A 15,093-nucleotide genomic window follows, 5' to 3' on the forward strand; every position below is an offset into this window, starting at 1 on the left:
ACCGCCGTATACCGAACGGTACGTACGGTGGTGTGGGAGGTCGAAACGGGAACTAATCCCGTTTCTCCTACCCGATTAAATTTTACTCATGCTTAGCTCTTGTTTTTTCATGCGAATCTGTTTGAGATATCTTCTCCAGCGAATTTGCCGAACTTTATGCTTTTTGTAATCCATATATTTAAGGACGACAAATAGGAGTAAAAACATAATCATGGCTTTCATCCGTATAGCAATACCAAGATTGGCTGTGATTTGGGATAATGCAGCAGATGAAGCCAAAAAAGCAATTAGGGAAGTTTTTGTAAGTAAATCACTTTTCCAAATGAAGGTAAAAAAGCCACCTCTAAAAATTTGAAAAGTAAGAATTACATAAAGCAAATTTTCAAAGGAAACAAATAGTCCTAAAGCCCCATTCGCATCGAAAAACAGGGGTCTGTAGATAAAAGTGGTCATCTTTTGAATCAAATTGTAATTGGAGATATCCACAGAAGAGCCTGCTTTGCTAAGCTCAAAGATATATTTCCCTGCAAAAGCATCCACACTCTCAAAGTTGTCTTCTTCTATGCCTACGTAGGCAAAAACTTTATCATAGATTAAAGCAAAAACAACAGTTAAAGCTAAAAATGCAACTGCTTTTTGAGCTGGTTTGATGCCTTTACTGCCCATCATTAAAGCTAAACCTGCCGCAGCCACAAAAATGAAGGCAATATGGGGTCGAACAAAGTAAACTAAAGCTAATCCAAGAACAGCAAAAATCCAGCGGGAGGAAATTCTACTCAGCGAGAAAAAGAAAGCTCCAATTCCTAAAAAGATGATTGCGCCTTTTCCGAAAGAACCCGACCAAAAGTGCATATTGGGCAAAAACAATATCAGCGGAAAAAGCAATTGCCCAAAGACACTATGTTTGAAACGAATATTTTCTACAAATAGCAAGTAGAAAAATGCCATACCACCGTAACCAAGTAAGGCAAAAAACATCATGACACCTTCGTAGCCAACACCGAAAACTTTAATAAATGGCCAACCTACAAATTCGATAAAGGCCGTTCCTTGTTCGAAATAGTCAAACCAATTTTCCCCTCTAAAATTGTTAACAACCTTGTAATGATAATATTTGCTATCGCTGCTATTGAAATTGGCATAAATGTAATACACAATAGCCATTGCCATGTGGAAGGCAAAAAGCAAGTCCAGCGTTTTGATACTTGCATAAGGATATCGCGCCTTAATTTGCCGGTTTACAGCAAAGCCAAGTAAAAAAAGCAGGGGGATAAATATAAAATCCACGGGACTCATAAGGATAGCAAGTTAAAGGAAAATCAAAATAATTCCATATCTCCTGTAGTCCAACTCCAATTGCCCTTGATCTTCAATTCTTTGTGGAGCGAGTTAACTTCTCTCAAAGTAACTTTTGGACCAAGATTGGGAATTTTAATAAAACCTGAGCCTTTCAATAGAAATTGCTTTTTCTGATTTAAGCCTATCATAGCAGAAACAAATGCAGGAGAAAAGAATTTAATCATCTTGTTAAGTTCAGCTTTGATATACGAAGTATTTGTACCGATCAGTTCTGTTATACGTAATTCAGGCAACTTAGAAGTTAATTTGATGCGGCCTATCAATAATCCACCTCCATTTGCTGTAGTGAAGCATCCAAAATAGTTGAATTCAGGTATTTTTACATAACGCCATTGCAAGTATTGGCTGTTTTTGGGTGTGTAAATTCCAGTATTTAGCTGATTTGCGAGCCATTGATCTAATTCATTCCAGTCAATATTCTGTAAATTCCATTCAGGTTTTATGGTCTGATTCAACTGATTTGAGTTTAAAAATCCTATTAGTGAACCAATACGAATACTCAGGTCTGGTTTGGCAAGTTCTTCCCAGCCCATTTTCAAATAGCCTGGTAAGCTTTGTTTATTTGGTGTATTGAATATAAAGTCCTTTTGATTTAGCTTTTGGTTTTCAATCATTTGCAAAGTCAGTTTTTTAAATAAACCTTTCCCTTGCCAGTTGGGGTGAGTAGCTGTATCTACAGCTCGCAAAGCGTGGAAAGTTTGGTCGCCCATTTTCCATTGCCAGTTCATAAATGCTCGTAATGCCACAAGCTGACCTCCATGCCAAGCGAGCAGTACAGGTGAAGCACCAAAAGGGTTTTCGATATGTTTCCAATTCCAAAAAGCCTCATTTCTAGGAATAAGTCCTTCGCCTAAACTTTGCTTCTGTAAGGAAACTATAGCCTCAATATCCTCCCGCCTTGCTTCCCTTATTATTAGCTCAGTCATTGTTGCTTAATGTATATGAATTATAAGAATCTTTTTTTCATTGCTTATAAAATATTTTTTCCAGTTTTCTACGTATATGTCGTTACTGAATAATATGTGTTCATAAGCGCTGTTCAAGTGCATAATATTCAATTTTACCTTATATTAAGGCCAATAAAGGAAAATAATTTAGGGATATTGTAAATTTCTGTAGCGTATTTACGTTCGCATTGAGGGATTAGATGAACTAAAAGGTTCAAATCAACAATATTTAATGATTTTTTCAGACCTTTAACACAGCTTATTTTCAGAATTAAGCAATTGCTTGCCCTAACGAATTTTTATGAAGCAATCGGATGAATTTATGAATGCACCAATGTCGTCGGAAGATGACGGTGGGATCGACTTTAAAGAAATAATTGGAATAATTGCATCGTGGTGGTGGCTGCTAATTATAAGTATAGGTATTGGGCTAGGTATTGCATTTGTGAAAAACAGATATGCGATTGATGAGTACCTTGTAAAAGCCACGGTACTTATAGAAAGCGAAATTAATACAGGTGTAATTCCGGGTGGTGATATGTTTGGCGGTAGTAGCCGCCGAATGGACAATCAAATAGGAATTTTGAAGTCATACACAATGGCCGAACAAACCCTGCGCACTCTTGATTTTGATATCAACTATGTGCTAGTTGGGAATGTAAAAGACAAGGAATTATACCCAACAAGGCCTTTCGTAATTGACTATGCTGATGGCCTAAGTTCATTTTACGATGCCCCAATATCTGTAACTCCGCAGCCTAACGAAAAATTTGTAGTCAAGGTATCAGGAGAAAGCACCTCTTATGATGTGGAGTCAGGTGAATTATTTGAATTCCCAAGAGGAAGAATAACTCTTGTTTGGACTGATATTACTCCAGATTACATAGGCAAAGAGGTGGTGGTTACGGCTAGAGATATTGAAAAAATGGCTCGTGACTATGCCAATCGATTACAAATAAAAAGTACTTATGGCTCAATGGTAGAGTTAAGTATGAATACCACAGTATTTGCTAAGGATAGTCGCTACATCAATAGATTAATTGAAGTATATGTGCAGCGGGAGGTAAATGAAAAAAATCAAGTTGCAGAGAATACTATACAATTTATAGATCAGCAGTTGGCACTTATTGGTGATTCATTAGCCTTTGTGGAAAGTGCTATGCGCGATTTCAGAACAAAGAGTAATTTCTCAAACTTAAGTGGAGAAACAGAAAGAATTTTTTCACGAATAGAAGAGAAGGAAGCTCAAAGGCAAGTGGTTCAAAGGCAAATCACTTATTATGATTACCTCGACAGATATCTTACAGAATCAGACAATTTTGAATCCATTTTGGCGCCAGCCACTGCTGGTATTGAAGATGCTATTATGAGTAGTTTGGTACAAGAGATATACGAACTGAGTAATCGGATTCGTAACTTAAGTACCAGCTCGAATACCGACAACCCTACCATCGTAAATCTGCGACGACAGCTCTCTGATAAGCGAAGTGTACTGCAGGAAAGTGTTCGAAATGTAAAAGCACCACTGGAAACAAGATTAAGGGAGTTGAACTCCGAAATAGGAATTGCTAATCGGGAATTGAATATTATACCTGCCCAGGAGCGAGAATATGTGAATATTCAACGCAAGTATAGCTTGAATGAAGGCAACTTCAACTTCTTGATGCAGAAAAAATCTGAAGCGCAAATATCAAAAGCAGCTACAATTCCAGCGCACAAAGTTATTGATCCATCCAAAGGATATTTTGCTAGAATTGGTCCGAAAAAGGAAGCAACCTATTTGATGGGTATTGGTATTGGCCTTGCGCTTCCGTTGTTGTTTATTTTGCTCAAAGAGTTTTTGGATGAGCGAATTAAATCCTCCCGCAAACTTCAAAAAAGCACAGATATACCAATAATTGGCATGATTGGCCACAATGAATTAAGCTATGGTTTAGTGGTGCACAAAAGCCCTAAATCGCCTGTAGCTGAATCCTTCAGAGCTATTCGTACAAATTTGCAGTTTTTTGCCCTTGAAAAGGAAAAGAAGGTATTTATTGTAACATCTAGTGTTAGTGGTGAAGGAAAGAGTTTCTGCTCCATGAACATGGCTTCAGTGCTGGCAGTTGGGAATAAAAAGACCTTGCTGATGGGGCTTGATTTACGCAAACCAAGGAACTATACTGATTTCGGTCTTGGCAAAGTAAAGGGACTAACTGACTATATGGTTGGAGAAGCTTCCAAAGATGATATTGTACATGCTACTTCGCTTGATAATTTAGATATTCTGCCTTCCGGGCCAGCGCCACCAAATCCGGCAGAATTGCTGATGAGTGATAAATTCAGAGCCTTATTGGAAGAGTTAAAGGATAAATACCATTATATTGTAATGGATACTCCGCCAGTGAATTTGGTAGCTGATGCTCTGGAATTGATAAAACACGCGGATTTGACATTGTACGTGGTGCGACAAAAATATACCACGAAGCCAATGCTCGACTTTATTAATGGGCAGTTTGAAAAACAATTGACTGGGCCTATCCAGATAGTTTATAATGACTATGTGCCAAATAGAGGTTATGGTTATGGCTACGGCTATGGTTACGGCTATGGCTACGGCGAATACTATGAAGTAAATGAAGCTGATCTTGTGAAAAAGAGAACTTGGCTTTGGAGAAGAAAACACGCATGATAAAAAAGGTATTAGTGACCGGTGCAGCCGGATTTATAGGATTTCATACTTCCAGAAAATTATTAGATAGGGGTGACGAGGTAGTCGGTCTTGATAGTATCAACGACTACTACGACCCTATGCTGAAAAAGGATAGACTTATCCAATTAGGTATAGACCCAAAAGAGATTGAATATAATGTAAGAGTTTATAGTAGTAAATATCCCAAATTCAGCTTTATCCGGCTTCAATTGGAAGATAAGCACAATTTGGAAAAGCTATTTCAAGACGCAGGCATAGACCACATAATCAACCTTGCTGCGCAAGCAGGAGTAAGACACAGCCTTACACATCCTGAAGTTTACATGCAGAGTAATATTTTGGGATTTTGTCATATTTTGGAAATGGCAAGGCATTTTAATGTGAAGCATTTGGTCTATGCAAGTAGCTCTAGTGTGTATGGCCAAGCAAGGAACATCCCATTTTCTACTATGGAGCATGTGGATTTTCCTGTGAGTTTGTATGCCGCCAGCAAAAAGGCAAATGAGCTTATGGCGCACACGTATTCGCATATTTTTAGAGTGCCAACTACTGGTTTGAGATTTTTTACGGTTTATGGCCCTTGGGGTCGTCCTGATATGGCTTTGTTTATTTTCACCAAGAAAATATTAGCAGGCGAACCAATCGATGTGTACAACTATGGCGATATGCGTAGGGATTTCACTTACGTGGACGATATCGTAGAGGGAATTACCAGGGTACTAGACAAAGCACCTACTAAAAATCCACATGCAGAAAAGCTAAACTATGCTGCTGATATTGTGAATACACCTTACATGGTGTATAATATTGGCAATAGTTCGCCAGTTCGCCTAATGGACTTTATCGAAGAAATTGAAGAGCAGTTGGGCAAAAAAGCGATTAAAAACTTGATGCCTATACAACCTGGTGATATAGCTTTGTCTTATGCAGATGCGTCTGAATTGGAAAAGGATCTTGGCTATCGACCAAAAACGACCATTCGCGATGGAGTTACTAATTTCTTAGCATGGTATAGAGAATATTTTAAAGAAGCTTAACAACCCATAAAATTAAAACCAATGAATCGCTGTCCTTGGTGCCTTGGTTTCGAAGAATATATAAAATATCATGACGAAGAATGGGGAGTTCCAGTTCATGATGATAAAACCCATTTTGAATTTTTGATTCTCGAAGGTGCGCAAGCAGGCCTCAGCTGGTCCACGGTATTGAAAAAGCGGGAGGGATACAGACAGTCATTTGCGAATTTTGACCCAATTGAAGTCGCTAATTTTACATTGGAAAGGGTAGAGGAGTTAATGCAATTTCCTGGCATAGTTAGGAACAGACTTAAAATTCAATCCGCTATAATCAATGCTAAATTATTTCTCGAAGTTCAAAAGGAATTTGGCAGCTTTGATGCGTATATCTGGGGCTTTGTAAATGGCGAGCCAATTGTCAATAAGTGGAAAAATATAGCCGAAGTGCCTGCAACCAGCAAGGAATCAGATGCACTGAGCAAAGATCTCAAAAAGCGTGGGTTCAAATTCGTTGGATCTACGATTATCTATGCGCACATGCAAGCTTGCGGACTGGTAAATGACCACTTAGTAGATTGTTTCCGCTACACGGTAAAATCTTAGATTGGGGTAACCTTAAGACTTCTTTCCTAGCAGAATTTTCATCCCATCGAAAAAGTTGTGCTCGAAGGTTTTGCGGTAAATAAAAAGTAAACCAAAAATCCCAAAAATAGAAAAGGGTAATAAGCTACTTGGAAGAAGTAGCCCCATAAATACAAAAAATAGGATGGCAAATACAGAGGCAATTTTCACAACTTTACCTTTACTAAGAAGCCCGATAGAAATGGCAATGAGAAAAATTGCCAGGATAAAAATGCTCCAAATTAGGTTCGAAACAAGATTGTCAACCAAGGAAACGATTAAATTTGGTTCTGCACTTAATTTATGGATTTTGGATAGGAATGTAACTTGAACAATGCCTTCGTATAATAAAAATAAGCTCAATAGGAAAAGGCTAAATGCGTAAATAGCTCTTGCTCCTCCCGCCATTTTCCAAGATGCTAATAGCAAGGCAAGGCCAAAAAAATCGATTGTAACAAAAATTAGGGAGGTGTTATCCATTCTTGATGAGTTTGTAAATCTAGGACAATTTACAAATGGAATTTAATTAGACAGCCATATAATGGCTTGATTTAAATTATTCTTTTAAGTCTCATTTTTTTGTTAATAACCTGATCTCCCCTTCGCAATCTCAATCTAATTCTTCTCCCTTCTCTATCTCGGAACATATTAGATATTTTTGTTAAATTGTAATTATCAACATCAATTCCGTTAATTTTAATAATGTAATCTCCCTCTTTCACACCATTATGAGCTGCCGGAGATGTTTCAACTACATTCACAATTCTAAATTTATCGAGCTTTGTTCCTTCGGCAATTACCTCTATCCCAAGCATATTGTACTCGAACTTCTTTTTGTATAATTGACCTTTCCTCGCATATATCTTCTTGTTAGGGTAATCAAAAATCACATTTACTCGGTTAAGGATGTTTCCTCCAATTGTACCTTTCCTACCTGGGATTCTCAAAGCTTCCGTGTAGCTGCCCGGATTGGGGTATGATGTGAGTACATCTGAAAACTCTAATGAACCGAATTTCACTTCCTTGGTTCGAGAGATAAAACCAGAAATATCTCCGCCAATAGCTCTACCCAAAAGTGCCTCAATATTTTTTTCAGGGATATAGATTTCTTCATCAGCTGACACATCCATCGAAATCGCCATGCTAGCACCAGTATCAATAAGGAACTTGCCACTGATTTTTGAATTATCTTTTTGAGTAATTTGAGCCTCTATATAAGGTTTAAATTCTTCGATTGTTATATCTATTGACTCATAGGCTCTTGGAGGCTTGAAAGATGCTGGTTCATAAAAGGTGAGCAGTTCTTGATCATAGTCAATTTCAACTATATATTTTTGGAATAACTCGTACCCAATTATTCCGTGAATCTCCAAGCCCATAAAGCTTTTTAATTGTAGGAAATCCTCACCTAAGGCAAGTAAAGTTTGTCCTCTCCCTGTAATTCCAGGTAAACTCAATGTCACATTATTTGCAACAAATGCTTCTACTAGTACATTTCCATCTGCACCAACTACAGGAATCGACCGACTATAATTTACATTGAGAAGGTCTGAATAGAAGCGGTCTGTTAGGATGGCGGTTTTTAAGCCAGTATCAAGAATAAATTTTAGTGGGAGTGTATTGTTAAGGACTATTGGTACAACAATCAAATTATTATGATTTTCGAATTTTATGCTTACTTGATCTTCATTTCCATTGATTTTGAATCCAATCTCTAAGTTTTGCGCATACATGGGTTTAGTCAAAACTGCAACAAGCAAAAATGAGATAAAAAGTCTTTTATTAATAAAACGCATAATCATTAATTGGATTCTCATTAGTATGGCAGTATAATATTTGTCATTAATATTCACTCACAAAATCATTCTCAAAGTGGATAATAATTTAATCAATTCCTATATTAACAATTGAAAGCTGATAGGTTCTCTGAAACCTGATAAAAATCATGTTTCCGGGCAATCCCTATCAGCTAGGTACCATTATAGGACAATTACCTTAGCGTCCGTTAAAAACCTCAAGCTATCGCACTATGCAAATAGAAAAGTTTCAGTATGACAATAAGATTGTAAAGTACTTTGTTATTGCCACCGTAATATTTGGTTTAGTAGGAATGTTGGTGGGCTTACTCATAGCCATACAGCTCTTTTATCCTATTTTCAATTTTGATTTACCCTACACCACATTTGGTAGGTTACGTCCATTACATACTAATGCAGTAATTTTTGCCTTTGTAGGTAATGCTATGTTTGCAGGTACGTATTATTCTGCACAAAGATTGCTCAAAACCAGAATGTTCAGTGACAAGCTAAGCTGGATTAATTTTTGGGGCTGGCAATTGATTATCCTTGCAGCGGCAATTACCCTCCCGCTAGGCCTAACTACCTCTAAAGAATATGCGGAGTTAGAATGGCCTATCGATATTGCCATAGCTTTGGTTTGGGTTGTATTTGGGATAAACCTGATAGGAACAATTCTTAAGCGCAGAGAGAGACATATGTATGTGGCTATTTGGTTCTATATAGCCACTTTTGTAACAGTTGCTGTCTTGCATATTGTCAATTCTCTTGAGTTGCCTGTTTCTGGTTTCAAGAGTTACTCAATATATGCAGGCGTTCAGGATGCTCTTGTACAATGGTGGTATGGACACAATGCGGTTGCGTTTTTCCTAACTACGCCATTTTTGGGCTTGATGTATTATTTTTTACCAAAAGCCGCAAATAGACCAGTTTACTCATACAAGCTTTCGATCATTCACTTTTGGTCACTCATTTTTATTTATATCTGGGCAGGGCCTCACCACTTATTATATTCATCGCTTCCTGATTGGGCGCAAACCCTAGGTGTTGTTTTTTCAATCATGCTAATTGCACCATCATGGGGGGGTATGCTCAATGGCCTACTTACTTTGCGTGGAGCGTGGGATAGAGTGCGGGAGGAACCTGTACTTAAATTTATGGTGGTGGCAGTTACTGCTTATGGTATGTCTACTTTTGAGGGGCCAATGTTGTCTCTTAAAAATGTGAATGCCATCGCTCACTTTTCAGATTGGATCATCGCTCACGTTCACATTGGCGGTCTTGGCTGGAATGGATTCCTGACATTTGGCATGCTATACTGGATGATTCCAAGGATGTGGGGAACCAAACTACATTCAACTAAATTAGCAAATTTCCACTTTTGGATCGGTACACTAGGTATTATTTTCTATGCATTACCATTGTATGTGGCAGGCTTAACTCAAAGCTTAATGTGGAAGCAATTTACAGATGAAGGCTTGCTCCAATATCCAAATTTCTTAGAAACGGTAATTCAAATTGTACCGATGTATATGCTAAGAGCTTTGGGAGGATTCCTTTACCTGATTGGTACTATCACCATGACTTACAATTTAGTGCAGACTGCCAAGTCCGGTAAATTCATGGCTAATGAAGATGCTGAAGCACCTGCACTCGAGAAAAAGAAAATTGTTGGTGGCCACTGGCATAGTGTATTGGAAAGAAAGCCTGTGATATTCACCAGCCTAGCATTAGTTGCTATTCTTATCGGTGGTATTATCGAAATGGTGCCAACCTTCCTTATAAAATCAAATGTGCCAACTATAGAAAGTGTGACGCCTTACACATCGCTAGAATTGCACGGTAGAGATATTTATATCCGCGAAGGTTGTGTATCATGTCACTCTCAAATGGTAAGGCCATTTAGATCAGAAACAGAAAGATATGGAGAGTACTCTAAAGCTGGAGAATTCGTATATGATCACCCATTCTTATGGGGCTCTAAGCGTACAGGTCCAGATCTCCACAGAGTAGGTCAAAAATATCCTGATTCATGGCACTATTACCATATGATGGATCCTACTACGATGTCGCCAGGCTCATTAATGCCTTCTTATCCTTGGTTGTTGGAAGACACTTACTCTGTGGATGAAATCAGACCTAAAATTACAGTAATGAGAAAACTAGGTGTGCCATACCCAGAGGGTCATGAAGATCAAGTGGAGGAAGAAATAAATGCGCAGTCTGCTGCGATTGTTCAGCGCCTGTCTGATGCAGGAGTAGAAGCCAAACAAGATAGAGAGATTATTGCCTTGATAGCATACCTGCAAAGATTGGGTGCAGATATCAAGTTAAATGCTGAAAACTAAAAGGAGGAATTATGTACAAGCAAGTCCTAGAACGAATCGATGAAATTGCGCTTTGGCCAATCATATCATTGATTATTTTCTTCAGCTTTTTTATGGGTCTCGTTTGGTGGGTTATTCGATTAGATAAAGGACATATATCTAAAATGGAAAACTTGCCAAACGAAGACGATACTATTCCATCATCTGTAAAATCACCGCTATGAATTTGATAAATAAGTTATTTTCAAATAGCCTTATTGCAAAATACTGCACGGCATTTATTGCCCTATTGCTATTTCAAATGCCAGTAAATGCTCAATCTAATTTGGGTCAGGATGAACTAGTCCTCTTCTCAATTATTGGTATTCTGGCGGCTATTGTCTTGATATTGTTATTAGTAGCCTTCTACATAGTAAAGGTGATGAACCTGATAATAAAAGATAACGAGGCGAAGGAAAGAGCTGCAGCTGGCCTTGCTCCCGTTATAGAAGGAGAAAAGGAAAGTTGGTGGGCAAGAACGATTGAGAAACTACACTTTGATAAGTCTATTGAAGAGGAAGAGGAAATACTTCTGGATCATGATTATGATGGAATTAGGGAGTTAGACAATCACCTCCCGCCTTGGTGGACAAATCTATTCTATTTGACGATCGCCTTCTCAGTGGTGTACGTATTAATTTATCACGTATTTAATGTAATGCCTTTGCAAGAGGAGGAGTATAATTTGGCAATGGCTGATGCAGCAAAGCAAATGGAATCCAGATTAGCATCTGTCGAAGAGGATTTTGTGGATGAAACTACTGTGGAGTTTGTTAATACGTCAGATGCGTTGACTGAAGGATCTACAATTTTCACTAGAAATTGTGTGGTTTGTCATGGAGCGAATGGAGAAGGTGGTATAGGGCCTAATTTGACTGATCAGTATTGGATACATGGAGGCAGTATAAGCGATATTTTCACAGTTATAAAATATGGTGTGCAAGAAAAAGGGATGATACCTTGGCAAACAAGCTTAACTCCAAGCCAAATGCAAAATGTAGCTAGCTATATCTACACACTTGAAGGTACAAACCCTGCAAATGCCAAAGATCCGGAAGGCCAAATTTATACTCGTGAAGAAGCAACTGAAGAAGAAGTAACGGAAGAAGGGGAAACTACTGAGGAAGTAGTAGAAGAGAATTCAGAGGAAGTAATAGAAGAAGTGTTGGATAATGAATAAAAAACCGATGAGGTTTAAACAGTATGGCTAAGCCAGCAGATAATTTATATGGGTTTGATGAAGAATATCGTGATACCATTGCCACGGTAGATGCAAGTGGAAATCGGATTTGGGTATATCCAAAGAAGCCTTCTGGGCGTTTTCACAATTGGCGAGCAGTAGTTGCTGTTGTTTTGCTCACATTGCTGTTTGGAGCACCTTGGATAAAAATCGACGGGCAGCCTTTAATGCTCTTCAATATATTCGAGCGTAAGTTTGTGATTTTTGGGCAAGTTTTCTGGCCGCAGGATTTCTTCCTTTTTGCCATTTTTCTCATCACTCTTTTCGTATTCATTATTCTGTTTACCGTACTCTATGGTCGGATTTGGTGCGGTTGGGCTTGCCCACAAACCATTTTTATGGAAATGGTTTTTCGTAAAATCGAATACTGGATAGAAGGCGATGCGAATATGCAGCGGAAACTAGCAGCTGCTCCTTGGAATAGAGAGAAAATTCTAAAAAAGGGATTCAAGCAGCTTATTTTCTTGACAATTTCAATAGTAATTGCCCATACCGTAATGGCCTATCTGATAGGTGTAGAGCAAGTGAAATTACTCGTAACGCAATCTCCAACTGAAAATCTTGCAGGGTTCATTGGCTTGGTCGCATTCACAGGAGTTTTCTACTGGGTATTTAGCTATTTCAGAGAGCAAGCTTGTGTGGCAGTTTGCCCATACGGCCGCTTGCAAGGCGTATTACTTACTCGCGATTCCTTCGTTATCATTTATGATTGGATTCGTGGTGAGCCTAGAGGAAAACTCAAGAAAAATGATGAGGCAAATGCTGCACTTGGCGATTGTATTGATTGCAAACTATGTGTGCATGCTTGCCCAACAGGAATTGATATAAGAAATGGTACCCAATTGGAATGCGTGAATTGTACTGCTTGTATTGATGCTTGCGATACTGTAATGACTAAAATTGGGAAGCCAACAGGTCTAATCAGATTCGACTCACACAGTGCAATATCAGAAGGTAAAAAATTCAAATTCAATGCAAGAGTTGCCGGTTATTCTGTGATCTTAACTGTGCTTGTTGTTTTTCTGGGAAGCCTATTATTTGGCCGTACTGAGGTAGAAACTACGGTGCTACGAGTGCCAGGTCAGCTTTTTCAAGAACGGGTAGAAGGCGAAATAAGTAACTTATACAATGCCCAATTTATCAACAAAACTAATTCAGATATGGAATTAGATATTCGAGTAGTTGATTTTGAAGGCGCAGAAATTGAGATGGTTGGCCGTGAAAATATCTTGGTCAAGGCGGGAGGTTTTCAGGAAATAGTGTTCTTCCTTAATCTTCCAAAATCAATGATTGAAAGCTCTAAAACTTCACTTAAAATTGAGGTGCTTAGAGAAAATGAAGTTATTGACGTTATAAAAACAAACTTTTTGGGACCTGTAAATTGATAAAATTATGAGCTGGGGATGGAGAATTGCTTTGCTATATATTGGTTTTGTAGTATTTATTATCACATTGGTGGTGATCACATTTCAGTATGATGTCAACCTTGTGGCAAAAGATTATTACGCTCAAGAGTTGAAATTTCAAACACAAATCGATAGTAATAACAACCTTCAAGCGCTTGACGAAAAGGCGGCTTTAATTTATAAAAAGGCTGATGCCATTTTGGAGCTTCAACTTCCTCCCGCCTCTTTAGCAATGGATACAAAGGGAGTAGTTCAATTTTTCAGACCTTCTGATGGAAAGTTTGATTTCCAATTGACTTTTGATCAAACGGATGGAGATGTGTTGAAATACAATACCAAAGAAATTTTAGCAGGCTATTGGAGAGTGAAGGTTAGTTGGAATAGCGAAGGGAAAGATTATTATTTCGAAGAAAAAATAGTGTTATAATGATGTATTATCTCAGTGGGTTTTTAGTAGGCATTATGGGCAGTTTGCACTGCCTAGGAATGTGTGCGCCATTGAGTATGGTAATGGGCAATAGGAAATTCCTCAAAGGAAAACTAGTGTACAATAGCGGGAGGGTAATTACTTATGCCATCCTTGGTTTGTTTGTTGGTTTATTAGGACAACTGATAGCTTACGGTGGTTTGCAGCAAGTTTTATCTATTCTGGCCGGTGTATTTATCCTTGCCTTTGCTGCCATGCCCTATTTGGCCAAAAGGCTTGAGAGAGGGAACACCTTGCCTACAAAATTAATTTTCTGGCTGAAAAAGAAAATGGGTTTGTTTATCAAAAAACCTGGATATTCATCCTCTTTTACTGTAGGTATGCTCAATGGGATTTTGCCTTGTGGCTTAGTTTATTTGGCTTTGGCAGGTGCAGCATTGGCTGGCTCAATGGAAGGTGGGATGATCTATATGATTTTCTTCGGGCTCGGCACATTTCCTATGATGTTACTAGCGGCCTCGATTGGTAAGTTTTTTCAACAGAAATTCTCTCTCAATTTGGTGAAAATATATCCTTATTTTATGGCAGCATTAGGTATTATTTTTATCATCCGAGGGCTTGATTTAGGGATTCCAATGGTAAGTCCTTCCCTGCTTATGGGTGCGGACGCTAGCATTACAGATTGCTAGTTTATTTGTTGAATATTTTCTTGTAAATGGGTTTACGGTACAAAAACTGACCGTAAAGTACTGGGTAAAAAAGGAAGTCAGTAAGCAAAGTGCCTGTGCTAAATTCGATATCGTCAATTATTGCGGCTCCACCACCCACCCGCTTTTCTATAATATGATGGTGCCTCCAGCGCGATAAGAAAAAGGGCAGTTTTACTCCTACATCAACAAATGAGAATCCATTTTCATCCTCAATACTTTCTACAATATGCGAAACCCAATTTTGCCTAAAGAGTAGAAAATTCAATTCTAAAACGACCTTGTCTCCTGTAATACATCCATCAAATTGCTTCACAACAACAGGCGGAAATGGAGGATTTAATTTCACAAATAGCTCTTCGGTAAAGCCTGAGACTACATTCTTCCATTCTGAATTTACTTGTGTTGTAATCTTGATTTTCATCTGTTGTTTTTACTATTTGCCAAAAATGAGCTTCTTCTTAATAGATTTACTGATACTTTTGTTCAGTCCAAATCAATGAGTCAATAAACAAC

General features: G+C 38.3%; 14 protein-coding genes. 9 read left to right on the plus strand and 5 right to left on the minus strand.

The window, feature by feature from the left end:
* Window positions 1–75: 75 nt before the first annotated feature.
* Both ACOXY8_RS09740 and ACOXY8_RS09745 read right to left on the minus strand, forming a co-directional pair.
* Window positions 76–1,296: a hypothetical protein gene (locus ACOXY8_RS09740; RefSeq protein ID WP_458331393.1), complete on the minus strand. Its 1,221-nt coding sequence runs from the start codon at window positions 1,294–1,296 to the stop codon at window positions 76–78.
* 23 nt (window positions 1,297–1,319) lie between these two features.
* On the minus strand, window positions 1,320–2,285 hold the full coding sequence (locus ACOXY8_RS09745; protein ID WP_458331394.1) for a GNAT family N-acetyltransferase: 966 nt from the start codon (window positions 2,283–2,285) through the stop codon (window positions 1,320–1,322).
* Between the two features lie 322 nt (window positions 2,286–2,607).
* On the opposite strand from ACOXY8_RS09745, the gene ACOXY8_RS09750 reads away from it, so the two are divergent.
* Genes ACOXY8_RS09750 through ACOXY8_RS09760 form a run of 3 tightly spaced genes read left to right on the plus strand, consistent with a single transcriptional unit; the run spans window position 2,608 to window position 6,617 of the window.
* Window positions 2,608–4,977, plus strand: a complete 2,370-nt coding sequence (locus ACOXY8_RS09750) for a polysaccharide biosynthesis tyrosine autokinase (protein ID WP_458331395.1) — start codon at window positions 2,608–2,610, stop codon at window positions 4,975–4,977.
* Complete coding sequence (locus tag ACOXY8_RS09755; protein WP_458331396.1) at window positions 4,974–6,035, plus strand: NAD-dependent epimerase; 1,062 nt, start codon at window positions 4,974–4,976, stop codon at window positions 6,033–6,035. Before ACOXY8_RS09750 ends, ACOXY8_RS09755 begins: the two co-directional genes overlap by 4 nt.
* A 21-nt stretch (window positions 6,036–6,056) precedes the next feature.
* On the plus strand, window positions 6,057–6,617 hold the full coding sequence (locus ACOXY8_RS09760) for a DNA-3-methyladenine glycosylase I (protein WP_458331397.1): 561 nt from the start codon (window positions 6,057–6,059) through the stop codon (window positions 6,615–6,617).
* Between the two features lie 12 nt (window positions 6,618–6,629).
* Here the strand turns inward: ACOXY8_RS09760 and ACOXY8_RS09765 are convergent, their stop codons facing one another.
* Together ACOXY8_RS09765 and ACOXY8_RS09770 are read right to left on the minus strand one after the other, a co-directional pair.
* A complete protein-coding gene (locus ACOXY8_RS09765; protein WP_458331398.1) occupies window positions 6,630–7,115 on the minus strand; it encodes a hypothetical protein in 486 nt (161 codons plus the stop codon).
* A gap of 71 nt (window positions 7,116–7,186) precedes the next feature.
* Entirely contained in the window at window positions 7,187–8,452 is a 1,266-nt protein-coding gene (locus tag ACOXY8_RS09770) for an aspartyl protease family protein (RefSeq protein WP_458331399.1), read from the minus strand.
* 212 nt (window positions 8,453–8,664) lie between these two features.
* Between ACOXY8_RS09770 and ccoN the strand changes: the two genes are divergently transcribed.
* The 6 genes from ccoN to ACOXY8_RS09800 are packed head-to-tail and all read left to right on the plus strand — an operon-like array spanning window position 8,665 to window position 14,559.
* Window positions 8,665–10,779, plus strand: a complete 2,115-nt coding sequence (ccoN, locus tag ACOXY8_RS09775) for a cytochrome-c oxidase, cbb3-type subunit I (RefSeq protein ID WP_458331400.1) — start codon at window positions 8,665–8,667, stop codon at window positions 10,777–10,779.
* Window positions 10,780–10,790: 11 nt separating this feature from the next.
* On the plus strand, window positions 10,791–10,982 hold the full coding sequence (locus tag ACOXY8_RS09780) for a cytochrome C oxidase Cbb3 (protein WP_458331401.1): 192 nt from the start codon (window positions 10,791–10,793) through the stop codon (window positions 10,980–10,982).
* On the plus strand, window positions 10,979–11,977 hold the full coding sequence (locus ACOXY8_RS09785) for a cbb3-type cytochrome c oxidase N-terminal domain-containing protein (RefSeq protein ID WP_458331402.1): 999 nt from the start codon (window positions 10,979–10,981) through the stop codon (window positions 11,975–11,977). The genes ACOXY8_RS09780 and ACOXY8_RS09785 overlap by 4 nt, the downstream gene beginning before the upstream one ends.
* Window positions 11,978–12,000: 23 nt before the next feature.
* A complete protein-coding gene (gene ccoG / locus ACOXY8_RS09790) occupies window positions 12,001–13,422 on the plus strand; it encodes a cytochrome c oxidase accessory protein CcoG (protein WP_458331403.1) in 1,422 nt (473 codons plus the stop codon).
* 7 nt (window positions 13,423–13,429) lie between these two features.
* The gene (locus tag ACOXY8_RS09795) at window positions 13,430–13,870 is read left to right on the plus strand and encodes a FixH family protein (protein ID WP_458331404.1); all 441 of its coding nucleotides are present in this window, start codon (window positions 13,430–13,432) and stop codon (window positions 13,868–13,870) included.
* Window positions 13,870–14,559 carry a sulfite exporter TauE/SafE family protein gene (locus ACOXY8_RS09800; RefSeq protein ID WP_458331405.1) on the plus strand — a complete coding sequence of 230 codons (690 nt, stop codon included), beginning with the start codon at window positions 13,870–13,872 and terminating at the stop codon, window positions 14,557–14,559. The genes ACOXY8_RS09795 and ACOXY8_RS09800 overlap by 1 nt, the downstream gene beginning before the upstream one ends.
* A 1-nt stretch (window position 14,560) precedes the next feature.
* On the opposite strand, the gene ACOXY8_RS09805 is transcribed toward ACOXY8_RS09800, so the two are convergent.
* A complete protein-coding gene (locus ACOXY8_RS09805; protein ID WP_458331406.1) occupies window positions 14,561–15,001 on the minus strand; it encodes an SRPBCC family protein in 441 nt (146 codons plus the stop codon).
* Between the last annotated feature and the right edge of the window lie 92 nt (window positions 15,002–15,093).

Origin of the sequence: Peijinzhouia sedimentorum (assembly GCF_049340005.1) — a bacterium.
Classification (GTDB): domain Bacteria; phylum Bacteroidota; class Bacteroidia; order Cytophagales; family Cyclobacteriaceae; genus CAXBDP01.

Bases quoted from the DNA above. Each gene is read 5' to 3' on its own strand.
- ACOXY8_RS09795 (WP_458331404.1), top strand. From the start codon at position 13,430: ATGAGCTGGGGATGGAGAATTGCTTTGCTATATATTGGTTTTGTAGTA.
- ACOXY8_RS09800 (WP_458331405.1), top strand. From the start codon at position 13,870: ATGATGTATTATCTCAGTGGGTTTTTAGTAGGCATTATGGGCAGTTTG.
- ACOXY8_RS09760 (WP_458331397.1), top strand. From the start codon at position 6,057: ATGAATCGCTGTCCTTGGTGCCTTGGTTTCGAAGAATATATAAAATAT.
- ACOXY8_RS09750 (WP_458331395.1), top strand. From the start codon at position 2,608: ATGAAGCAATCGGATGAATTTATGAATGCACCAATGTCGTCGGAAGAT.
- ACOXY8_RS09780 (WP_458331401.1), top strand. From the start codon at position 10,791: ATGTACAAGCAAGTCCTAGAACGAATCGATGAAATTGCGCTTTGGCCA.
- ACOXY8_RS09770 (WP_458331399.1), bottom strand. From the start codon at position 8,452: ATGAGAATCCAATTAATGATTATGCGTTTTATTAATAAAAGACTTTTT.
- ccoG (WP_458331403.1), top strand. From the start codon at position 12,001: ATGGCTAAGCCAGCAGATAATTTATATGGGTTTGATGAAGAATATCGT.
- ACOXY8_RS09785 (WP_458331402.1), top strand. From the start codon at position 10,979: ATGAATTTGATAAATAAGTTATTTTCAAATAGCCTTATTGCAAAATAC.
- ACOXY8_RS09805 (WP_458331406.1), bottom strand. From the start codon at position 15,001: ATGAAAATCAAGATTACAACACAAGTAAATTCAGAATGGAAGAATGTA.
- ACOXY8_RS09765 (WP_458331398.1), bottom strand. From the start codon at position 7,115: ATGGATAACACCTCCCTAATTTTTGTTACAATCGATTTTTTTGGCCTT.
- ACOXY8_RS09745 (WP_458331394.1), bottom strand. From the start codon at position 2,285: ATGACTGAGCTAATAATAAGGGAAGCAAGGCGGGAGGATATTGAGGCT.
- ACOXY8_RS09755 (WP_458331396.1), top strand. From the start codon at position 4,974: ATGATAAAAAAGGTATTAGTGACCGGTGCAGCCGGATTTATAGGATTT.
- ACOXY8_RS09740 (WP_458331393.1), bottom strand. From the start codon at position 1,296: ATGAGTCCCGTGGATTTTATATTTATCCCCCTGCTTTTTTTACTTGGC.
- ccoN (WP_458331400.1), top strand. From the start codon at position 8,665: ATGCAAATAGAAAAGTTTCAGTATGACAATAAGATTGTAAAGTACTTT.